We start from the raw sequence: 19,003 nt of genomic DNA on the forward strand, positions 1-19,003 counted from the left end.
CAATTATCTTGTAATATGAGTGAAGAAGAGGCAAGTCAGCTCGGTCCCAAGGGGAAGCAGTTCTTTGGCGTTGTGAAGGTAGGGGATCGGGGGCAGATTGTGATTCCAAAAGAAGCACGCAAAATGTATCAGATTCAAGCTGGTGATAAGCTGGTTGTTTTGGGAGAAGATGCGACAAAAGGAATTGCTTTCTTAAAAAGTGAGAATTTCATAGAATTTGTAGAGATGATCCGAAAAGCTGAACCGAGGGAAGATGAGACAGAATGAGAAAAATCATATTTTTTTCGATGCCCGCACATGGTCATACCAATCCGACCATTCCGGTGGTAACTGAGTTAGTAAATAGAGGCCATCAAGTTTGGTATTATTCTTTTCTAGAATTTCAGGAGAAAATAGAAGGCGCTGGTGCTACATTTATTGCTTGTGATGAATTCTTGCCCCAGCTATCACAAAAAGAATTGGATCGTAAGAATGGCAAAGATTTTGCGGCATTGATTGAAATGGTTGCCGATACGACCATTGCTTTGGATGGAAAGGTATGTAAGGAATTAAAGGAAATTCAGCCGGATTGCATTGTATTCGATTCTTTATGCTTTTGGGGAAAATTATTTACCAAGAAACTAGGAATCCCATATATTTGTTCGACTACTTCCTTTGCTTTTAATCAGTATACAGCAAAATTGTTGAAGCGGAGTTTCACGGAACTATGGAAAATGATTGTAGGCTTGCCACGAATGAGCAAAAAAATTCAGTTGTTAAGGGCACATGGATATGAAATAGAGAATTTTGTATCGATTGTTCAAAATGATAATGAAACAGACACCATTGTTTATACTTCGAAAGAATTCCAGCCGATGGCAGATACCTTTTCTGACCGATATGCTTTTGTCGGACCATCCATCAGGCAGTCTTTGCCAGTACAGAATAATAAAAAAGATAGAAAAGTAATCTACGTTTCCCTTGGAACTATACTTAATCAAAACCAGGATTTTTACCAAAAACTTATCCAAGCATTTGCAAATACGGACTATAATGTTGTGATGTCAATTGGTGAAAAAACTGAAATTGCTTCTCTTGGCAACATACCAGGAAATTTCACAGTGAAAAACGTCGTGGATCAGATATCGGTACTACAGACAGCAGATGTATTTATTATCCATTGCGGCATGAATAGTGCGAATGAAAGCCTGTATTTTGGAGTTCCAATGGTTTTATTTCCGCAACATAGCGAACAAAGATTAGTGGCTGATCGGGTTGTAGAACTGGGTGCAGGATTAAAACTGAAAGGGAAGAAGCCAAAACATTTGGCATCAGCGGTAGCTGAGGTGTTAGCGAATCGAACATATCAGGAAAATGCGCAGAAGCTGTCAGAAACTTTTCAGAATACTGGTGGTGCAGTAGAAGCAGCTAATGTGATTCTGACTAAAATTGGGGAGAAATCTTAATGGCTTGATAATTCTTTATGAAAACAGACTATCATATTGGAATAAAACTACAACAATCAGGTACTTTAATTGATATAATTATAAAAGGGTGGTCTACTTGAATATTTTATGGGATTTTGATGGAACATTGTTTGATACGTATCCTGCATATACAAACATACTTTCTTTGGTGTTGGGAGAAGCAGTAGATAAACTGGAAATCTATGAAAAGCTAAAAGTTTCGTATTCGCATGCAATTAATTACTATAACATTTCCAGCAATCAAGAAGAAGAGATAAAAAGATTAAAGAAAACATTATCTCCAAAAGATATGAAACCATTTGATGGTGTAGAAGAAATCTTAAAATTTGCAAATAAAAATGTAATTATGACACACAAGCATAGGGACGGAGTTTTAGCCATCTTAAAATATTATGGCTGGGATAAATACTTTGTGGATATGGTTACGATTGACGATGGTTTCCCTCGTAAACCTAATTCATTAGCATACATTCATTTGCACACAAAACACGGAATCGATCTAGTTATTGGAGACAGAGAATTAGATTTATTACCTGCAAAAGAATTAGGAATTGCAACGTGCATGTTTCAAAGTCAATGTGATGTAGCTGATTATCATTTACAAGACTACTCGGAGTTTTTTAATACGGATATTCCATTAGCGAAACGAGTGTTCAGTTACTAATAACTACTGTAAAAGGATTCAATCTCGCTTTTCTTATTTTTTGATTATCAACATAATTCTTTAACAGAGTCTTTATTTTTAAAGATTTTTTTAATTAGTGGTCACCTTACATGCCTATCAACTTAAGAGATTTTAATACCCTTACATACAAAAAAACGTTATTCTTTCTAAACAAACTCGATTAGAAAGGATGACGTTTTTTATGAATTTCTCGACGCAAGATCATTTGCATTTGTTGTATCAAGTTATACAACAAAAACTAAAGAATCCACCTGTTCCACCTCCTACAGAAGAATGGGCGGAAATCTCATCAATATGAGAAAAATCGTATTGAAAAAAGTTTAATCGGAATTACTTATACTTCGTTTTTCTTATCGAACCAACAATGTAGATTGGTTAAACATCAATAATCAAAATATCAGAACTTTAGGAAGAAGGGAGGATTATGATGAATGAAGAAATTCAAGAATTGTTTGGCGATCTCAATTTATTTGCCAGACAAATTGCAAACGTAAGATTATCGAATTTATTATTTGATGTATATGAATTTAGAAATCGATATGCAATGCAAGTAGACTTAATGTTCGCTAGAAAAAGTCAATTCAATACTATTCAAGAGGCATTTTCTGCACTATTTAAAAAGGAATTGTTCGATGGAGAGGAATGGGATATTAGTGAGGAGCCAGACCCTTCAGATGAACAATGGATAACAGCACTAAAGGATATCTGGATTAATGCATATTATGCAAGAGTATGTGCTTGCATAGAGCTAGTAAACAAAGACGATTTTATAAGTAGATTTAAAAGGGATTTAGCTGATGTGAACGCACCAGAATCAGTTGTTAAAGAACTTTTAATTAGGTTAAATCATATTGAAACAATACAAATACAAAAAGGGGATATTTATGATTACATATTCGGACAATCTGATAGCCATTACTTTTTGTTTGAATGGGGAATATATGATTAGAATTATTACGACCACCAAGATTGTGAAGAAACGTACTTAACGTAACAAAGACTCCATTTTAATCAATCTTTTTTCAAAATGGAGTAAAAGATGGAAGGATTACTAAAAACATCAATTTATGAATGGAGAGAATGTGAACTAAAAAAGTATTTGATTCATAAAACTGGGGTTTGATGTAAAAGTATACTAAAATTAAATAAAATATAGGAAAATTTATATAGTGCAACAAATAAATGGAGAGTATGAAATACTTTGTATAATGGTTTTATCTAGTAAGAAAAATAGGGTAGAGGGGAAAGAATGTCTCTAGAGAATATGATAGTAACTTTAAAAAAGATGCGTTTTTTGGAGCATGAAGATGATAATATAGAAGTATTTGAGGAAACTTTAAATGAAATAGCACAAACTTTGAAATTTATAAACTTGGTGGTTGGCCTTGTGGCTGGAAGGGTAAGTATCCACAAGGAAGCATGATTGTCTATTTACCTGAGAATAAATAAAAGCTGATTCTTATGAATGGGCTTTTCCTTAAGAATCCTGATATATATGGGGGGTGGTACCAGTGAGTAAAGAGGAAGTTATTGAATTAATAAAGAATGCTCCAAAAAAGTTTTTTGTTGGGGCTTTAAAAGATAGTCAAATCGAAAATATTGAGAAGGAGCTTAATGTAGAATTACCCAAAAGTTACAAATGGTTTTTGAGGGAATATGGAACTGGAGGAGTTGCCGGGATGGAGATTTTCGGAGGTGGACTCCATGAGGTTCCAGCTTGTGTAAGAGAAACTGAAGAATGGAGAAAATACGGTTTACCAATGGGATTCGTTGTAATACAGAACTATGGGGCTGGTGTGTATTGTCTTGATACTTCACGATTAGTCGAAAATGAGTGTCCGGTTATTGACTGGGAGCAAGATGAAGAAGAGGGAATAAGAGAATATAAAAACTTTTATACATTTTTAGTGGATAAGTTTTCAGAATAATTCTTCAAATATTAATCGAGTACTCATCGCTTAGTCAAGATTTTTTATCTAATATGCCCTCCTATTCCTTGGATAGTAGAATACCTTAAAGGGCGAAGTTGTTTTGTTTAAAAAGCAAAATAAAGATTTACCATAAACACTATCGAGTGACTCATTAATGGTAATGAGAGAGTTTCTGATAAAAGTAAAGAGTTTAAGAGTGGTTGAAAAACAAGGAAGTTTATCCCGCATTAACGGGCAGTAATACTCCCGCCTCAAAATTCAGCGGAAGCATTGTCCAGCTCTAGTGGCTAGAATCTCCGGTCGTTTCGCCCCCTCGGACGAGGCAAAAAGCGCCTCTCCGCCTTGTGCGTGGGCGTCCTGCAATTCTGAGCGAGCCGCTTCCGCCTTTCTTAAGAAGTTAGGTGGGAGATAAACTGCCCGTAAAAGCCCGATTGGTGAGGGCTAATAATCAGTGGGGGATGAAGAAAACCCCCACTGATTAAAGTTTCACTTTATCTAAAAAAGTTATCATGTATGTTGACCGGAAAATGCACATGATATGTTGAGAGAAATTGCTAGCTTTATTGAAAAGATTAGGTGCGGATGAGTTAGAGGTTTTTATTAGTGGAAATACAAAGCCAATGATAAAAGTTATAAATTAAAGGGAGGGGGATAAGATGAATGAAAAAGTAACAGTATGGATTGGAAATTTTGAGAGCGATGATGAGCTTGAAAACTATACAAATATTAAATATACGGAAGATGGAGATAGCATACCCTCAATATTCGAACGAAATTTCGACTTAGGTTATTACGACCGTGATTTAGTTGAAAAGAAATGGAATGGCCAAACATCGGTGAATAATATTCAAGATTTATTGCAGGGTTTTTCATTTTCTGATCAATTTACTGAACAATTTGATAACATTAATCTTAAAAAAGAATTTAATACTGCGATTCTAGTTTATAATTTTGAATATAACGCTAGAAAAACAAAGATTACATATAAAAATAACGAATTGGAATGCATCGGTGTTGCTCAATATACTGTAATTGTTGATGATAGGTGGTAAAGGACTAAATGAAAGAGTAGAAAAATAATAAAGTAGGAAAAGGATTATGTAGTTTCAATTTCGTTTAATCAGTTGGTTTCCTTTTGTTATTAGTGATAATAAACACGATCCAGAACGGAAAGGAATAACATGATGGAAATAATGAATGAATTTGAATTGAAAAAATTAATTGAACTAGATAAAGAGAATAAGATTATTAGTAAGATAACTAGTGATGAGATGCTAAAGGAATTACGATAGAAGAAGCAGAGAAAGTAATTAGAAAGGGGAAAAAGAAATGCAATATCCAATGTTCTTATCTAAGAGATTAACAATACGCCCATTTCAATTAGAGGATGCTCCGAAAATTCAAGAATTAGCAGGAGATAAAGAGGTTGCAAAAACTACCACAATTATTCCTCACCCATATCCTGATGGCTGGGCAGAAGAGTGGATTACATCTACTTATAAAGCTATGGATAAAGGGGACAGTTTTCATTTTGCAATGGTTAATGAGCAAAATATGCTTATAGGCTGTATATATCTTTTTATTAATAAAAAACACAACAAAGGAGAATTGGGCTATTGGGTAGGTAAATCATACTGGGGTAAAGGGTACTGTACAGAAGCGGGGAAAGTCATCATTAAGTACGCATTTGAAGAATTGAGTCTAAATCGTATTTATGCTGATGCCTTCACTAAAAATCCTGCCTCTTTTAAAGTCATGCAAAAATTAGGATTGAAACATGAAGGGACATTTAAGCAGAGCTGTTTGTACTGGGGAGTTTATGAAGATACTGTTGTTTATGGTTTGACAAAGTCTGATTATTACAAGGGATAGCGCCGCATATCCCTCAACTTAAAGTATATTTTTATTTAATGAGAATGTATAGCTACTCCATTTGTAACATTACCGTAACGATTGTAATGATAATTCTGAAAAATCGAAATTAAATTCTAATTCTAAGGGTGTTTCCAATTGTTTGATTGGATTTTGACAAAGAGTAAGGTAAATACTTTTAAAGCAATATAAAACGAAAATTAGGTACCTTTATGCGTGTTAAATTAGCATAAATAAGAATGCGTAGAGAGTTTTTACTTATTTGAATTTAAAGTGTTTTTAACCCCGGTGAAACACGAATCATTCTAATTATTAGTACAATTAGAATGTAAGATTTAAGTGGAAAGAAGGGGTTAATGTGAAAGAAACAATTAGTAGTTATGAAGATTTATTGAATATGTTAGACTCATTATTGCGCGAACCAACTCAATTTTGGGATGATTTTTATTCTAATCGTGAAAAAGAGATTCCCTTTTTCACTAATAAACCGGATGAGAACCTAGTTAGTTATTTTGAAAAAAAATTACTTAATCCAGGAAAAGTTCTTGAACTTGGGTGCGGTCCAGGCAGGAATGCAATTTATTTTGCTGAAAACGGATGCTTAGTTGATGCAGTAGATTTATCGCAGGAATCCATTCAATGGGCAACAGAACGAGCAAAAGAAAAAAATGTAAATGTGAATTTTATTTATAACAATATCTTTGATTTACAAATTGAAGAAGATACATACGATATTGTGTATGATTCAGGATGTTTTCATCATATTGCTCCACATAGAAGAATGAGTTACATAAACTTGGTAAAAAAGGCTTTAAAACCAGGCGGTTATTTTGCGATCACTTGTTTTGTTCAAGGCGGAGAATTAGGTGGGGCGGACATAACAGATTGGGAAGTATACAAACTACAAAGTCTTAAAGGTGGATTAGGTTTTACGGATGAAAAACTTAGAGCCATCTTTAGAGACTTTTCTGAAGTAGAAATACGTAGAATGAAAGAGATAAAACAATCGAATAAAGTATTTGGTGTCTCTGGACTGTGGACAGCCTTATTTATGAAAAAGCTTACTGAGTAGTAAAATGAATGATGTTTTCTTAAACAAATTATATTTTTTCCTGTTAGCAAAGACTATGTGAACGAAGAAATCCTTCAAAAAAATCTGTATGTTAGTAATCATTTAAAATGAGAAATCGAGCTTTTTGAGATTAGTAAAAGGTGTCTGTTTAGGTATTACTTCAGAATATAATGAGGCGTTAATTAAAATTGATTTTGGTAAGTATCTTAGAAAATTAATTAGTGATCATGAGCTAATAATTGGTAAATAAAATCTTGTTTGGGTACCAAATGCTGTAAAAAGGTAAGCGTCAAATAATTGATAAAGTTTTGCCTTGGTCAACGGATTTACCGTCTAGATGCAGAGTACCGAAAAGTATTAGAAAAGCTTGGATTTCAATTTAAAGAGAAAGTACAAAACTTAGAGGAAACACTTAAAGAATATGAAGGAATGCTTTATTTTTACATTACAAAAAATATTTTTAAAAAGGATGGGATTAAAATGAACGTCACATTAGAAGCTGTATCCACAGAACAGCTAGAAATATTAAAGAATTTCTATGCCCTATACTTACACGATTTATCCCAATTCTCCCCTACTCTTCATCCAAATGAAAATGGATTTTTTGAATTTGATGCTTTTGAACTTATTTGTACTCGTGAGGAGCTTATCCCGTATTTCATTAAATATGAGGAAAAATATGTTGGCTTTATCTTATTAGCTAAAGTACCATTTACGGCCCCTGAAACAGATTTTTGTATTAACGATTTTTTCTTATTAAAGCCGTATAGAGGAAAACAAATAGCAGATCAAGCCGTTTTAGAGATTTTCAAACAACACATGGGAACATATTACGTGGTCCAATTAAAAAGCAATTCGAGAGCAGTGGCTTTCTGGAAAAAATTCTATCAAAAAAACGAGATTGAATATCAAGAAATTGAGAAAATGGATGAAGATGATTTGTGCTCAACACAAACCTTTACAGTGCCAGCTTTACTTTTTAAACAATAAATCCGTTATACATATTCAGCCTCCTTTCCTATTTCATATCTTTTTGTAATAATAAAAATAAGAAATATAGACAAAGGATGGGATTTCATGAACATTCGTGTAACTGATGAAGCCAGAGCTGTATTGAATCGGTTAGAATCTGACAACAAAAACATCATACGTATTCGAGGAACAATGACAAACTCATGCAGTATATTTGTTGATATTGACTTAATTTTCGATACGTACAATCCAAATGAAGTTGTTTACGAAGACGAGCTACTTATTATACAGATGGACAAATTTACACAAGACTATACGGGCGATACGTTAAAGCTCGATTATAAAACGACTGGATTTAGTATTACGAGCCCTAGTGAAACACTTGTATATGGCTTATCAATTAAAAAATGAAAAAATACCCTTGTTTGAAAATAAGCGTCAAACTGTCCCCACTTGTTGTAACTAGAAGACAATTTGACGCTTGCTTTCTAAGAACAAAATTAAACAATTTTGTTCTCTCTACACACACGTTACTATTCTTTTATATTAATGAGAAAGAGTGACGTACTTTTTATGCATAATTTCTGTGTACACAATGACCTTATTTTTTGCACCAAAACCGGATAAACTACTGGTGTGCTATATTAATCTCCACTTTCCTCGTTATTACAAGTTAATAATGGTTCGTACATCATTATAGCGTGATTCTCCGTTACATATTGATCTTCTACAAACTGTTTCTGTTGGCTATATACTCTACGTTGAATAACATTGTGTCGTATATAACCACCCCAGTATGCAGATTGGATTGAGTGTTCTTTTTCATAAACTTCATATTGATAAAGCTGCGGATAGGCTGTTCTCCATTCACCAACTAAATGTTTATCTGTGATATAAAGGTGAAGTTGATACGATTGGTCCGTTTCATTTTTAATTTGTAAGTCCAAATAGTTATAGGAACAAGTCGCTCCGCTTCCAAATGGCTGGGTCCGCTTGGAATCAGGAAAGACATCAAAGCTATGACGATATCGCTCTGTTACTGTCAGTGGTGTATGTAAGGTCATCCAATATATTAAATTTGAAAGCTGACAAAGCCCTCCTCCAATGCCTGCTTGAAAAGATCCATAGTGTAGTATCATACCTTCTACATACCCTTTTCTCCTAGTAGGCTTACCTATTAAACGCCAGTAAGAGAATGTTTCTCCCGGTCTAATGACGATACCATCTAGCTGTTTAATGGCAATCTTTAAATTAACAACTTTATTCTGTTGATACCACATATCTACATCTTTGAGCTTACGAAGTAGTATCGTTCGGTGCTGAATTGCTGTACAGGGTAACTTTTCTTGTTGTAAAGTTTTTGCGTATGTTTTTCCGTCTGCTAACCACTGGATGTACCTCTTTGTAGAGTAATACCATGTTCCTAGCATAATACGATACTTAGACCGCTGTTTAGGACGTAAGTTCACTATATTCATTTTATTTCCTCTCTCTATCGTTTTCATATTTTGACCTGGTCAAGAAAAGCTAGAACACAAATTAGATGTAAACGTCAAGTAACTCCAAAATATACAACAAAGGTTGATTTTGGAGTTATTTTTTGTTTACTTCACTTTTTTTCGGCACTCTACAGCTAGATGGTAAATACGTTGACCACGGCAAGACTTTATCAATTTCTTCTTTATTGTTTAAATTGATGTTGGGAAGCGTTTCAAACAAATAACGAAGATAATGATAGGGACTTAGATTGTTCTCTTTTACGGTTTCAACCACACTATATCCTTCAAAAGCAGTTAAAAAACGTTTCGGATGTTCGTCTGCTCTTGTAGGTTGATAGTCATAGAGGACAATAGGGATATCTCCTGTACGATATAACCACATATAGGACTTGGTTGTTGCGGCTCGACCAGGTTCGCGTAAGACTTGGAAGGTTGTTTCGTCCGCATGAAGAATGGTTCGAGTAAGTAAATGTTCATGCATCCTTTCATACAAAGCCACTAACCATAAACAGTTCTAAAGCGATTTGATTATTAGGTGTTTTTTCGCTAGACGTACCAAACTGTTTTTGTTGACTAAGACGAAATTCTTCTTCATACCATCTCACTTTTGCCGTGAGTTCCTCTACTTGAGCTTGAAGTGATTCAATTGTGGGTTGGTTTGAATGTGAGAGTGTTGTTTTCATAGATAACTCCATTCGACAAAATCATCCAAATTCCTTTTTCATATATGATTTTTATAGAATGGTTCTCGCATGTACAACTTGGTGACCTTGTTTTTGTTGAAAAGTAAATCCATCAAGAAGCCATCTCAATTTTCGTCTTGATATGGTAAGTGGCACACTTGGATGTTTAGTTGGCCAGTAAAACGTTCCCTTTTCCAATCTGCGATAGTGCAACCAGAAATAGATTATAAAAATATGAAATCTATTTATTCAACTTTCGCTCCCCATTTACTCGATGAACTACAGGGTTTAGCTGAAGGAATGGAAATGCCACTAAACAAAGTAGCAGCATTATTTAGTGGATATGACGTACCAAAAAACGCAGCGATGGGATGTTCAGCAATTATTACAAATGAATATTACGTAAGAAATTATGATTTTTCTCCTGCATTGTATGATAGTTGTTTTAGCCTACTTCAACCCGAAAATGCTCATGCCTCAGCAGGCTATAATCTGCAAGCAATAGGTAGGCATGAAGGTGTGAATAGCCAAGGACTAGTTATAGGATTACATTTTGTAAGTAATAGCGATTATTCAAAAGGTTTATCAGCTTGGACATCAATTCGAATGATACTGGATACTTGTTCAACGCTTGAAGACGCCATACAAATGCTAAAAGAAATTCCTCATTCAGCTTGTTATAATTTTTCACTAGGAGATAGGAATGGTAATATAGCAGTAGTTGAAGCAAGTCCCGAAAAAGTGAGGGTAAGAAGAGAACCATTATTATTGTCGTGTGTAAATCATTTTCAAGACCATGATTTAGAAAAGAAAAATAGGCACTTTATTGAAGGTTCTATTAAACGGGATGAATATTTGCAGAAATTTAAAGATAGTCAATTAACACATAGAGAAATGTTTCATAACTTTGCAAATAAAGATTCACCAGTTTTTTTTACTGATTACGATAATTTATTCGGTACTCTTCATACTTTTTCCTATTCTTTTAAAGAATCGAGAATTTTAACTACTATAGCACAAAGCAATCAAATTTTAGATATGAATTTTGCAGAATGGGTTAATGGAAATAATATTAATTATCATATTTTAACTGGAGTAATAGATGATAAATAATAAATATACTCTCATTCTTATTCCGCTAACATATAAAAGGTCTTATACGAGGAAAAGTAAATATGAATTTGACTTATGAAAATTATGATGACGTTTTATGTATCGCACACTGAATTCGAGAAGGAAAAATGTGTAATGATAGAATCGAAAATGTACATAGAGACTAGAACATGTATGAACTTAAAGCACTTGATTGTATTAAAAACAACGAGTGCTTTTTGCATTTTAGAAAATTAATTAGTGATCGTGAGCTAATAATTGCTAAATAAAATCTTGTTTGGGCACCAAATGCTGTAACAGGGCAACGTGACTTTGCTTCTTTAGAAAACGTTGTAACTCAAGTAAAGGCTGTTGAAGTTCTTGAAGAATTAGGGGAATTAGCTAGTAGAAGATAAATTAAAATTAAGGTGGATTTGTTTTGGATAAAAAAAGTATAAACAAAGCAATAAGGAATGCAATCAAACTTGGTGATATTAATGAGGTAAAACAATTAATAGGAAATGATACAGAAATATTGAATACTATGACTTCGTTTGGTACGTGGTTGCATGTAGCAGCAAAGAATGGACACCTTGAAATAGTTAAGTATCTAATTGAAAAAGGTATAGATATTGATGCTAGAGGTGGTACATTTGATGCCTCTGCATTAAATTTGGCAGCAGGAGCAGGGCATTTGGGAATAGTAAAGTATCTAATAGAAGTTGGCACAGAATTAGATGTGAGCTTAGCAAAAAGAAACCCATTATTTGGAGCTATTTATGGCGGACATAAAGAAGTAGTCGAATTTCTAGTTGAAAAGGGTATAGATATTTCAATTAGATATACTGGTGAAAGGATTAACAATATGGGTGCCTATGAATATGCTAGAGAATTTGGGCAAACAGAAATTGCTGAATATCTAAAGCAAAAATTAGAAGAAAAGTAGCACTAGTTATTAGCTCTCGGGTTAAAGAATTATTAAATAAAATTGTTGAAGTATATGCTGATTTTGACTATCCAGAAGATATGGAAAGGTTTATTAATTATATAACTCCTAGAGACGGCTATAACCCATTGCTATACTCTGAAGAAGAACATATAGTGAGATTAATCAGTTTTTTTAATGACTTTTTACATAAAGAACAACAATACTTACAAAACAGAAAGGTGAAAAGATGATTTTACCAGAGGAGTTTAATGAGAAATGGGATGTTAGCAAAAATGGTCCGCTAATAAAATTTAATTATGAGCATTTATTGGATACAGATTTTTCTGATGAAGTAAAGAGATTTTTGTCTATAGGAGGATTACCTGAAACTCCTTCACCATATTTAGAATTTACTTCTTCACAAGCGTTATTAAAATCTATTACAAGTATACTCAATATACCAGAAGAGTTTCAAAAATATTGGTTTTTGGGATCGACAGGTTCTGGAGATCCAATATGTATAATTGAGAAAAATGAAAGTGTAGTGTTTCTTAATAATAGTGATGGTTATAAAGAAGAATGTATTAATTCTTCTTTAAGTCAATTTGCAGAATGTTTATTAGTATATTCAAGAATGATTGACAAGGCAATACAAGCGAATGGTGAGGATGCCTTTATTGATAATGATATACCACAACCTGTGATTAATTGGTTAAGAGAAGAATTAGAAAGAATTGACCCTAAGTGTATGGAAATGGGATGTTTTTGGTTTACTGAGATTGAAAATTTATATGAATAATTGATAAGTACCTTATCTTAGGGAGGTTATTGTTTTTAAAGGTTTTTAAGTTGAAGGATTGAAATTTCTGAATGGGTAGATAAGATTAAACATTTGAATCTAGAAGAACTAGATTTTGGGGATTTGCATCATTTTGCAATCTTCTTTGAAAATAGCAAAATGATGCATTTACAGCTGAATAAGTAGAGGTTTTGGTAGGAGGAAAAATGTATGAATTACCAGGAAATGAGCAAAGAAATTTCTTATGCGCTTCGTCATGCTCCATGGAAGTATGAATTAGAATTAGATGACGAAGGATGGGTGCCAGTTGATCAGTTATTAACTGCATTGCATCAATCAAAAGAATGGAAAAATATTACGCAAGAAGACATAGAACAAATGATTTTAATATCAGAAAAAAAGCGACACGAATTATCAAATGGAAAAATTAGAGCTTTATATGGTCATTCTGTTCCAATGAAGATTATTAAAAAGAAAGCTATACCCCCAAGAAAACTATATCATGGGACTTCACCAAAATTTATGGAGGCCATTAACGAATTTGGTTTATTACCAATGTCTAGGCAATACGTTCATCTTTCAGAAGATGTAGAAACAGCTGAATTAGTTGGTAAACGAAAAACCTCTGTTCCTGTTATCTTAATAATTGATACAGAAGAATCTCAAAAAAAGGGAATTAAATTTTATCTAGGAAATGAAAAGGTATGGCTTTCAGATTCTATTCCAATAGAATTTATATCAATTAAAAAATGAATGGTTTTTGAAATGTTATTTTGCTAGATTCTAAGGGGGAAGAAAGAAAATTTAAAAAGAACAAGCTAAAAAGCGAATGCAAACAGTGGGCATGTTAAGTAGAAAGTGGTTAAGGAACGCTAATGTAGATTACCATTTTGTGAGTTCCTCGGGTACTGATAAAAACATGCCCAATAAGGAGAGAGATTATGAATTTAGAAAATATGGTAAAAGATATTTGGTATGGAGAAATTCCTAATGATACAATTCAAGCTCTTAAATCTCAGCTTAAGAATGCTACAACAGAAGAAGAATACTTTCGCCTTCTTAATGAATTGTTAAAATTAGGAGATTTTTCTGTAAAGGAATTGCTAGTACAACTCATGAATAGCACCCAAGATGAGGTTATTCTCAATTTATGTACAAGACTTTTTTGCTCGATAGCTACTCACGATGACCTATTAGACACTAATAAATTGAAATTTCTTTCAAATGCTTCTGAAGATGGTGTTCATACTTTTGTGGCAAGTGCAGGAGATACTCTTTCATATAATGTGATTCCATACCTTTTCGCTTTATTAGAAGAATGGGAAGATACTTTTGTTGAGAAGGCAATCAGAAATACACTGACGTTAATGCTTGGGGCTAGCGATGACTATTATGAATTATCAATAGAAGAATTTGGAGAAATATATTCGGAGTCCATTAAAAATAATGATACCACTAAATATTACTACCATAACGATTTGTCATTTCCAGGGAATTTGGTAAAGGAATTAATTCCGAGGGTAATGATTTCTTTAAGAGAAAAAACCGCGTTTGATGTGATTACAATCCTGTCCATTTTATCCATTTGGAGTGGGATTAAATGCCCTGTTCAGTATGGTATGGGAATAGATGATCAAAAATATAGAGAATTGATGTCATATGTTGATGCATTAACAAAAAGAGAATGGAAAGTTGGAGAAAAGTATTTTTACGGTCATTTAGTAGTGTAAAGTTGATATGCGAAAATAAATACTAATAGAAACTAGAATTGCATAGACATTTGATTGAAAATCCACTTTGATAACAAATTTAATTTGGATCTTATGAGTATTTATTTTTGGGGGTTGATTTTTCATGGATTTCTTTATTAATAGTGTAATCCAAATACAACAAAACATAAGAGTTAAATAAATTGATGGTTGCTGAATACTTACATAATAGAAAAAGATATATTAAAGGAAGGCGAGCGTTAGAAAGTAATTCATATCAGCAGGCAGCAGGAGAAAGAGCTTTAAGAGAAATTGGTTGAACAAGGAGTTACTCTAATGAGAGATATGAAATAGATACTCTGGATGAGTAAATTCGAAAACTAACTTTGTTTATGAATGAATCATAATTTAAAAATAAATATTTGAATATTAAATCAGTTCATTAAAGGAGGGGGATTTTTGGATAACTTAAAGATAATGGGAGACTTTATTCTGGAAAAAAAAGTATCTAAAGATATAGTTGAAAAGTATTCCGATAGATTACCTAAGTCTTTAATTAATATGTGGCAAGAGTATGGATTTGGTAGGATTTTAAATGGTTACCTTAGACTAATTAATCCTGATGATTACTTTGAAATCGTACAAGAAACCTATATTAGAAATCAAAATACAATTCCCTTGTTTACAACAGGTATGGGAGATATCATCCTGTTTGAGAATTATGGTGATAAATCATATATGATTCAATTAAATTATCGAAAAGGCAAATCGAAAGTTATTGCCTCAAAATTTAATTTATTTTTGAAATTTCTTGGGGAAGAAGAATATTTAGAGGAAGATATGGAATGGGAATCTTACTTAGAAGCAGTTCAAAAATATGGTTCTCCAACTTATGGTGAGTGTTTTGGTTACACACCTATTCTTGGCTTAGGTGGTTCAGAGAAAGTGGGGAATTTGAAAAAGGTTAAGTTAATAGAATATATTTATTTAATTACTCAATTGATGGGGCCGATTAAATAATAAACAAAGAAACTATAAGGTGTGAACTGTACCCAGAATCATGGACACTAAAGAAAAGTCCATAATTCTGGGTACAGTTCGATATGCTAGAAACCCTAAATTTAGACATATTGGTAAAAGAACCATATGATATACGCCCTAATGAAAGAATTGAGTTAAGTAAAGGGCATGTTAATGATAAGGAAGGTGTTAATTATATTACAATTCAAGGTGATATGATTAAACACAAAGTATTTATTTCTAAGAGCGATTGGAGTTGATTTTCGATAAGATGGAATTTACCAAGTATAGATATGATAGATTAGGAGAATAATCATGGACATAAAAATTGTTGGGTAGTCATATTATGAGAAGCTAATATTAAAGCATAACAAAAAAGTTATTTACGAGGGACTGGTTGATGATTTTGTTACATCTCAAAATGGAGAATTGGAGTTGAGATTTAATCATGGTAAAAAAAGTACGAGCTCTGTTATTGTAAGGAAAGTAGATGAGAAACTCATTTTTATTCCTAATAAGGAGAAATGCTTTTATCTTGATTATATCTATGACCCTATAGTTGTAACATATCAAGAATTAGAAAAATTGTGGTCTAAAATGAGATATAGATTGGAAGAAGACCTCCAACATATTCATGAATTATCAAAAGAAGATATTATATATTTGTGGTTAACATTAAGCCAATTCAGAAATCAAACAACTGATATAAGTCTTTTTGTGAGTAAGTTAAAAGAACGGGCTAAAATATTAAGGTGAATGTAGATGGGCTAAAAAATAGAAATGTATTAAAGAATATTGTAAAATGATGCGATTTATGGTGCACCCGAATATAACTATGTATGGTTTAAGGACACTAATGTTGAGTTTTGTGGAAGAGAAGTTGAAATTTCTTTATCGGTAAGCGGTGAAAAGGATGGTGATTTTGTGACACAATTCAAAAATGCAATTCAAAGAATAAAAGACATAAATTGGGATGATGTAAAGAAAAGTCAACCATCATTTGAATTATTGATTTCAGAATTTATTAGAAGGGGTAATATTTTCATGGATATATATAGTCCAGAAAATAAGTATCGTTTAGCAATTTTTAGTGCAGCTGAGACTATAAACGCTGAGATTCAAGTGGATATTGAAGGTATTGTTAATGACCTAAATTTACTAAAATATGGTTGGACCGCTAGATATCTATGTAAGAGTTTTTTAGAATGGTCATATCTGATTAGTTTAAATAATAAAATTGCTATGCAATTTGAGGATCTGTATGAACCAATAATCATGCTATATGAAAGAGGTGGTAGAATAAACTATCACCAAAATGAACTGCTTTGCGGAAAATATGCTTGGCTACGTAATTGTTACGGTTTTCCGGAAAAGGGTAGTATTAAAGAACTTAAGCATGAAGAATTAGATAAAATAGATAATAAAGGTAATGTTAATACTTGAATTTAGAAGAAATCATCCTAACATACAACTAAATATTTATGTTAAAAGTATGAAATAAATAATTTATGAAAGGAAGTATAAAATGAAGAATATAAGCTATGAAGATATTAAAGATTCAGTAGTATTTGGGTTTGAAGAATATATAGAAGAAGAGGGATATAATTCATCACAAGCAGCTGGAAGAATATTAGAAGAAGAGTGGAGGGTTTTAAATTACAGTTATTTTAATAAAGCTTGTTACTATAACTTAATTGCCATAGAAAGTTTTAAAACTAAAGAAATTGCTGATTTCATAGTAGAAAAGTTAAATGAATATCTTGAAATAAGTGAATTTGATAAAGAGATTAGTTCTGAGAATATTGCTCAATTAAAGGCAGATATTATTATTTGTAAACAACTTTTCAAAGAAAAAAATTATAGTGTTATAAATAATAATGATTCTGCAAGGAGTAGAATAAAGTATATTTTAAGTCTTAAGCCAGATGTTTAAAATTGGTATAATTTTTAAGGTGAAATAAAACTATAACATGAATTTGAGTCAATATTTTGGATAGAAAAAAGTTAAAACTATGCTACTAGCTAAGTATACAATTGATCCGCAGTTGATTATTGAGACGTCCTATGTTGATAGAGATCAAAAAAATATAAATGCATAGTGGTATTCATAATGCTGAAAAAGTTGCAGGTGGTTGGGGAATTAGACGATTAGATGTAATAGAAGAATATGTTTTAATCCATTTACAAACGGTTAATTTTGATACGCCATACTCACTGCTTAATTGTGTTACAGATTGTCCTGGACGATATAATTCAGCCACCATTTTTAAAAACTCTTCATTACATTTTTTATTTGTCATATGGATGCTTTCTTCTTGAAATCTATTGTAAGGACGTAACTAAGTTGTGTAGCTTTAAAATTAAAGACATTGACTTTCAGATTTCATACAATATGCGCACCCTATTATTAAACCAGTAGAAATAGAAAAGTGAAGGTGATTTCATTGATAATGAAAGATGCTATGAACGAATATTTTGATTTAAGAAAAGAATGCTTTGACAAAGGGTTAGATTTTCTATTTAAAACCTCATACAATGAAGATGTTGGATCATTCATTTATAAAGGTGAAATGGATGATGAAGAGGAGATTTTGTGGAAACCTGTTGAAAAAAATACTAAGCATCATTTGCTGGGTATTGAAGAAAGATTAAGTATTAAACTACATACCTCGATTAATGACTATTTTAATTCTTACTGGTTTGCTGATTTAGATGGTTTTATTGATAATCATTATATTAAATTAGAAGCTGTATTGCCAAATATTGAATTAGATTCTTTTGAAAGTACCCTAGAAGGTTATAAAGATAATCATGATAATAGGATTGATAAAATTCCTATAGGAGTAGAGGGGAATGGCTTGATAGTTGTTCTAGACAACACAGATGGAAAGATTGAATTAGAGGATTTTGAAAGGGGTTCGTTTGAAGGAATTGCAAATAGCTTAGATGAACTAATTTCCAGTTTGAGATTAAAGAAATAACTTAATAAGAACGTTTATTGAACTATACTGTCCGTTATTGGACGGTCTTTTTTTAGATAAGGAAGTATATTATTTTCTCCCTACCAATAGTACGTGACACTGTGCTATCTTGTATCACGAACTCCTAAATTTAAACAGTGTGGAATTAGTATGGATCGTGACTTCACTGCGTTTTTAAATAAATTGCATGATTGATAGATAGTACAAATAAAAAAATCTTTTAACATTCACTAATGAAAGAAAGCTGCTTAGTGGGGAGAAATGAGTAGGACACTGTAATGTAAAAAAATGATA

General features: G+C 32.4%; 25 protein-coding genes and 4 pseudogenes. 23 read left to right on the top strand and 6 right to left on the bottom strand.

Annotated elements, in window-relative coordinates; genetic code table 11:
• Positions 1 to 15 precede the first annotated feature (15 nt).
• The 12 genes and pseudogenes from MR076_RS05360 to MR076_RS05415 all read left to right on the top strand — a co-directional run bounded on the left by MR076_RS05360 (position 16) and on the right by MR076_RS05415 (position 8,409).
• Positions 16 to 267 carry an AbrB/MazE/SpoVT family DNA-binding domain-containing protein gene (locus MR076_RS05360; RefSeq protein ID WP_277928383.1) on the top strand — a complete coding sequence of 84 codons (252 nt, stop codon included), beginning with the start codon at positions 16 to 18 and terminating at the stop codon, positions 265 to 267.
• Positions 264 to 1,445: a macrolide family glycosyltransferase gene (locus MR076_RS05365; protein WP_242218429.1), complete on the top strand. Its 1,182-nt coding sequence runs from the start codon at positions 264 to 266 to the stop codon at positions 1,443 to 1,445. Before MR076_RS05360 ends, MR076_RS05365 begins: the two co-directional genes overlap by 4 nt.
• Positions 1,446 to 1,542: 97 nt before the next feature.
• Positions 1,543 to 2,130: an HAD-IA family hydrolase gene (locus MR076_RS05370; protein ID WP_242218435.1), complete on the top strand. Its 588-nt coding sequence runs from the start codon at positions 1,543 to 1,545 to the stop codon at positions 2,128 to 2,130.
• A 217-nt stretch (positions 2,131 to 2,347) separates the two neighbouring features.
• Positions 2,348 to 2,540: pseudogene (locus tag MR076_RS05375) on the top strand (IS4 family transposase); the annotation flags it as partial.
• A gap of 35 nt (positions 2,541 to 2,575) precedes the next feature.
• A complete protein-coding gene (locus MR076_RS05380) occupies positions 2,576 to 3,100 on the top strand; it encodes a hypothetical protein (protein WP_313897302.1) in 525 nt (174 codons plus the stop codon).
• A 407-nt stretch (positions 3,101 to 3,507) separates the two neighbouring features.
• Positions 3,508 to 3,600 (top strand): annotated as a pseudogene (locus MR076_RS05385) (cytoplasmic protein); the annotation flags it as partial.
• A 62-nt stretch (positions 3,601 to 3,662) separates the two neighbouring features.
• On the top strand, positions 3,663 to 4,079 hold the full coding sequence (locus MR076_RS05390) for an SMI1/KNR4 family protein (protein ID WP_242218439.1): 417 nt from the start codon (positions 3,663 to 3,665) through the stop codon (positions 4,077 to 4,079).
• A gap of 659 nt (positions 4,080 to 4,738) precedes the next feature.
• Positions 4,739 to 5,134, top strand: a complete 396-nt coding sequence (locus MR076_RS05395; RefSeq protein ID WP_242218441.1) for an immunity 22 family protein — start codon at positions 4,739 to 4,741, stop codon at positions 5,132 to 5,134.
• Between the two features lie 277 nt (positions 5,135 to 5,411).
• A complete protein-coding gene (locus MR076_RS05400) occupies positions 5,412 to 5,954 on the top strand; it encodes a GNAT family N-acetyltransferase (protein WP_242218443.1) in 543 nt (180 codons plus the stop codon).
• Between the two features lie 358 nt (positions 5,955 to 6,312).
• The gene (locus MR076_RS05405; RefSeq protein WP_242218445.1) at positions 6,313 to 7,026 is read left to right on the top strand and encodes a class I SAM-dependent methyltransferase; all 714 of its coding nucleotides are present in this window, start codon (positions 6,313 to 6,315) and stop codon (positions 7,024 to 7,026) included.
• A 297-nt stretch (positions 7,027 to 7,323) separates the two neighbouring features.
• A complete protein-coding gene (locus MR076_RS05410) occupies positions 7,324 to 8,016 on the top strand; it encodes a GNAT family N-acetyltransferase (protein ID WP_242218447.1) in 693 nt (230 codons plus the stop codon).
• Positions 8,017 to 8,103: 87 nt separating this feature from the next.
• On the top strand, positions 8,104 to 8,409 hold the full coding sequence (locus tag MR076_RS05415) for an iron-sulfur cluster biosynthesis family protein (RefSeq protein ID WP_242218449.1): 306 nt from the start codon (positions 8,104 to 8,106) through the stop codon (positions 8,407 to 8,409).
• 233 nt (positions 8,410 to 8,642) lie between these two features.
• On the opposite strand, the gene MR076_RS05420 is transcribed toward MR076_RS05415, so the two are convergent.
• The 5 genes and pseudogenes from MR076_RS05420 to tnpB form a co-directional block, all read right to left on the bottom strand.
• Complete coding sequence (locus MR076_RS05420) at positions 8,643 to 9,476, bottom strand: VanW family protein (protein ID WP_242218451.1); 834 nt, start codon at positions 9,474 to 9,476, stop codon at positions 8,643 to 8,645.
• A gap of 115 nt (positions 9,477 to 9,591) precedes the next feature.
• Positions 9,592 to 9,771 carry a transposase domain-containing protein gene (locus tag MR076_RS26745; protein WP_396021664.1) on the bottom strand — a complete coding sequence of 60 codons (180 nt, stop codon included), beginning with the start codon at positions 9,769 to 9,771 and terminating at the stop codon, positions 9,592 to 9,594.
• A 3-nt stretch (positions 9,772 to 9,774) separates the two neighbouring features.
• A pseudogene (locus MR076_RS26750) lies at positions 9,775 to 10,002 on the bottom strand (IS66 family transposase); the annotation flags it as partial.
• Positions 9,983 to 10,192: a transposase domain-containing protein gene (locus MR076_RS05430; protein WP_472927081.1), complete on the bottom strand. Its 210-nt coding sequence runs from the start codon at positions 10,190 to 10,192 to the stop codon at positions 9,983 to 9,985. The pseudogene MR076_RS26750 and the gene MR076_RS05430, both read right to left, overlap by 20 nt.
• Positions 10,193 to 10,231: 39 nt before the next feature.
• Positions 10,232 to 10,393 carry an IS66 family insertion sequence element accessory protein TnpB gene (tnpB, locus tag MR076_RS26755; protein WP_396021657.1) on the bottom strand — a complete coding sequence of 54 codons (162 nt, stop codon included), beginning with the start codon at positions 10,391 to 10,393 and terminating at the stop codon, positions 10,232 to 10,234.
• Between tnpB and MR076_RS05435 the strand changes: the two genes are divergently transcribed.
• The 10 genes from MR076_RS05435 (at position 10,343) to MR076_RS05485 (ending at position 17,661) form a co-directional block, all read left to right on the top strand.
• Positions 10,343 to 11,293 carry a C45 family autoproteolytic acyltransferase/hydrolase gene (locus MR076_RS05435; RefSeq protein ID WP_242218455.1) on the top strand — a complete coding sequence of 317 codons (951 nt, stop codon included), beginning with the start codon at positions 10,343 to 10,345 and terminating at the stop codon, positions 11,291 to 11,293. The genes tnpB and MR076_RS05435 overlap by 51 nt on opposite strands.
• A gap of 418 nt (positions 11,294 to 11,711) precedes the next feature.
• The gene (locus MR076_RS05440) at positions 11,712 to 12,218 is read left to right on the top strand and encodes an ankyrin repeat domain-containing protein (protein ID WP_242218456.1); all 507 of its coding nucleotides are present in this window, start codon (positions 11,712 to 11,714) and stop codon (positions 12,216 to 12,218) included.
• Between the two features lie 8 nt (positions 12,219 to 12,226).
• A complete protein-coding gene (locus MR076_RS05445; protein WP_313897305.1) occupies positions 12,227 to 12,451 on the top strand; it encodes a DUF2247 family protein in 225 nt (74 codons plus the stop codon).
• Positions 12,448 to 12,999 carry an SUKH-4 family immunity protein gene (locus MR076_RS05450; RefSeq protein ID WP_242218458.1) on the top strand — a complete coding sequence of 184 codons (552 nt, stop codon included), beginning with the start codon at positions 12,448 to 12,450 and terminating at the stop codon, positions 12,997 to 12,999. Before MR076_RS05445 ends, MR076_RS05450 begins: the two co-directional genes overlap by 4 nt.
• 210 nt (positions 13,000 to 13,209) lie before the next feature.
• The gene (locus MR076_RS05455) at positions 13,210 to 13,752 is read left to right on the top strand and encodes an RNA 2'-phosphotransferase (RefSeq protein ID WP_242218460.1); all 543 of its coding nucleotides are present in this window, start codon (positions 13,210 to 13,212) and stop codon (positions 13,750 to 13,752) included.
• Positions 13,753 to 13,940: 188 nt separating this feature from the next.
• Positions 13,941 to 14,729, top strand: a complete 789-nt coding sequence (gene imm47, locus MR076_RS05460) for an Imm47 family immunity protein (RefSeq protein WP_242218461.1) — start codon at positions 13,941 to 13,943, stop codon at positions 14,727 to 14,729.
• A 456-nt stretch (positions 14,730 to 15,185) separates the two neighbouring features.
• Positions 15,186 to 15,728: a T6SS immunity protein Tdi1 domain-containing protein gene (locus MR076_RS05470; protein ID WP_242218672.1), complete on the top strand. Its 543-nt coding sequence runs from the start codon at positions 15,186 to 15,188 to the stop codon at positions 15,726 to 15,728.
• Positions 15,729 to 16,163: 435 nt separating this feature from the next.
• Entirely contained in the window at positions 16,164 to 16,484 is a 321-nt protein-coding gene (locus tag MR076_RS05475) for a hypothetical protein (RefSeq protein ID WP_242218463.1), read from the top strand.
• 168 nt (positions 16,485 to 16,652) lie between these two features.
• Positions 16,653 to 17,171 (top strand): hypothetical protein, encoded by a 519-nt coding sequence (locus tag MR076_RS05480; protein ID WP_242218465.1) that lies wholly within the window; start codon positions 16,653 to 16,655, stop codon positions 17,169 to 17,171.
• An 82-nt stretch (positions 17,172 to 17,253) separates the two neighbouring features.
• On the top strand, positions 17,254 to 17,661 hold the full coding sequence (locus tag MR076_RS05485) for a hypothetical protein (RefSeq protein ID WP_242218467.1): 408 nt from the start codon (positions 17,254 to 17,256) through the stop codon (positions 17,659 to 17,661).
• 223 nt (positions 17,662 to 17,884) lie between these two features.
• Here MR076_RS05485 and MR076_RS26760 read toward each other — a convergent pair.
• A pseudogene (locus tag MR076_RS26760) lies at positions 17,885 to 18,028 on the bottom strand (transposase); the annotation flags it as partial.
• Between the two features lie 162 nt (positions 18,029 to 18,190).
• On the opposite strand from MR076_RS26760, the gene MR076_RS05495 reads away from it, so the two are divergent.
• Positions 18,191 to 18,709: a SecY-interacting protein Syd gene (locus MR076_RS05495; RefSeq protein ID WP_242218674.1), complete on the top strand. Its 519-nt coding sequence runs from the start codon at positions 18,191 to 18,193 to the stop codon at positions 18,707 to 18,709.
• Positions 18,710 to 19,003: the final 294 nt, after the last annotated feature.

Origin of the sequence: Bacillus cereus group sp. BfR-BA-01380 (genome assembly GCF_022663535.1) — a bacterium.
GTDB classification, from domain to species: domain Bacteria; phylum Bacillota; class Bacilli; order Bacillales; family Bacillaceae_G; genus Bacillus_A; species Bacillus_A cereus_BB.

Excerpts from the sequence above, each read along its gene's own strand:
- MR076_RS05415 (WP_242218449.1), top strand. The coding sequence starts at position 8,104 with ATGAACATTCGTGTAACTGATGAAGCCAGAGCTGTATTGAATCGGTTA.
- MR076_RS05485 (WP_242218467.1), top strand. The coding sequence starts at position 17,254 with ATGAAGAATATAAGCTATGAAGATATTAAAGATTCAGTAGTATTTGGG.
- MR076_RS05495 (WP_242218674.1), top strand. The coding sequence starts at position 18,191 with ATGAACGAATATTTTGATTTAAGAAAAGAATGCTTTGACAAAGGGTTA.
- MR076_RS05450 (WP_242218458.1), top strand. The coding sequence starts at position 12,448 with ATGATTTTACCAGAGGAGTTTAATGAGAAATGGGATGTTAGCAAAAAT.
- MR076_RS05430 (WP_472927081.1), bottom strand. The coding sequence starts at position 10,192 with ATGGAGTTATCTATGAAAACAACACTCTCACATTCAAACCAACCCACA.
- MR076_RS05380 (WP_313897302.1), top strand. The coding sequence starts at position 2,576 with ATGATGAATGAAGAAATTCAAGAATTGTTTGGCGATCTCAATTTATTT.
- MR076_RS05395 (WP_242218441.1), top strand. The coding sequence starts at position 4,739 with ATGAATGAAAAAGTAACAGTATGGATTGGAAATTTTGAGAGCGATGAT.
- MR076_RS05420 (WP_242218451.1), bottom strand. The coding sequence starts at position 9,476 with ATGAATATAGTGAACTTACGTCCTAAACAGCGGTCTAAGTATCGTATT.
- imm47 (WP_242218461.1), top strand. The coding sequence starts at position 13,941 with ATGAATTTAGAAAATATGGTAAAAGATATTTGGTATGGAGAAATTCCT.
- MR076_RS05435 (WP_242218455.1), top strand. The coding sequence starts at position 10,343 with ATGTTTAGTTGGCCAGTAAAACGTTCCCTTTTCCAATCTGCGATAGTG.
- MR076_RS05360 (WP_277928383.1), top strand. The coding sequence starts at position 16 with ATGAGTGAAGAAGAGGCAAGTCAGCTCGGTCCCAAGGGGAAGCAGTTC.
- MR076_RS05400 (WP_242218443.1), top strand. The coding sequence starts at position 5,412 with ATGCAATATCCAATGTTCTTATCTAAGAGATTAACAATACGCCCATTT.
- MR076_RS05365 (WP_242218429.1), top strand. The coding sequence starts at position 264 with ATGAGAAAAATCATATTTTTTTCGATGCCCGCACATGGTCATACCAAT.
- MR076_RS05470 (WP_242218672.1), top strand. The coding sequence starts at position 15,186 with ATGGGAGACTTTATTCTGGAAAAAAAAGTATCTAAAGATATAGTTGAA.
- MR076_RS05455 (WP_242218460.1), top strand. The coding sequence starts at position 13,210 with ATGAATTACCAGGAAATGAGCAAAGAAATTTCTTATGCGCTTCGTCAT.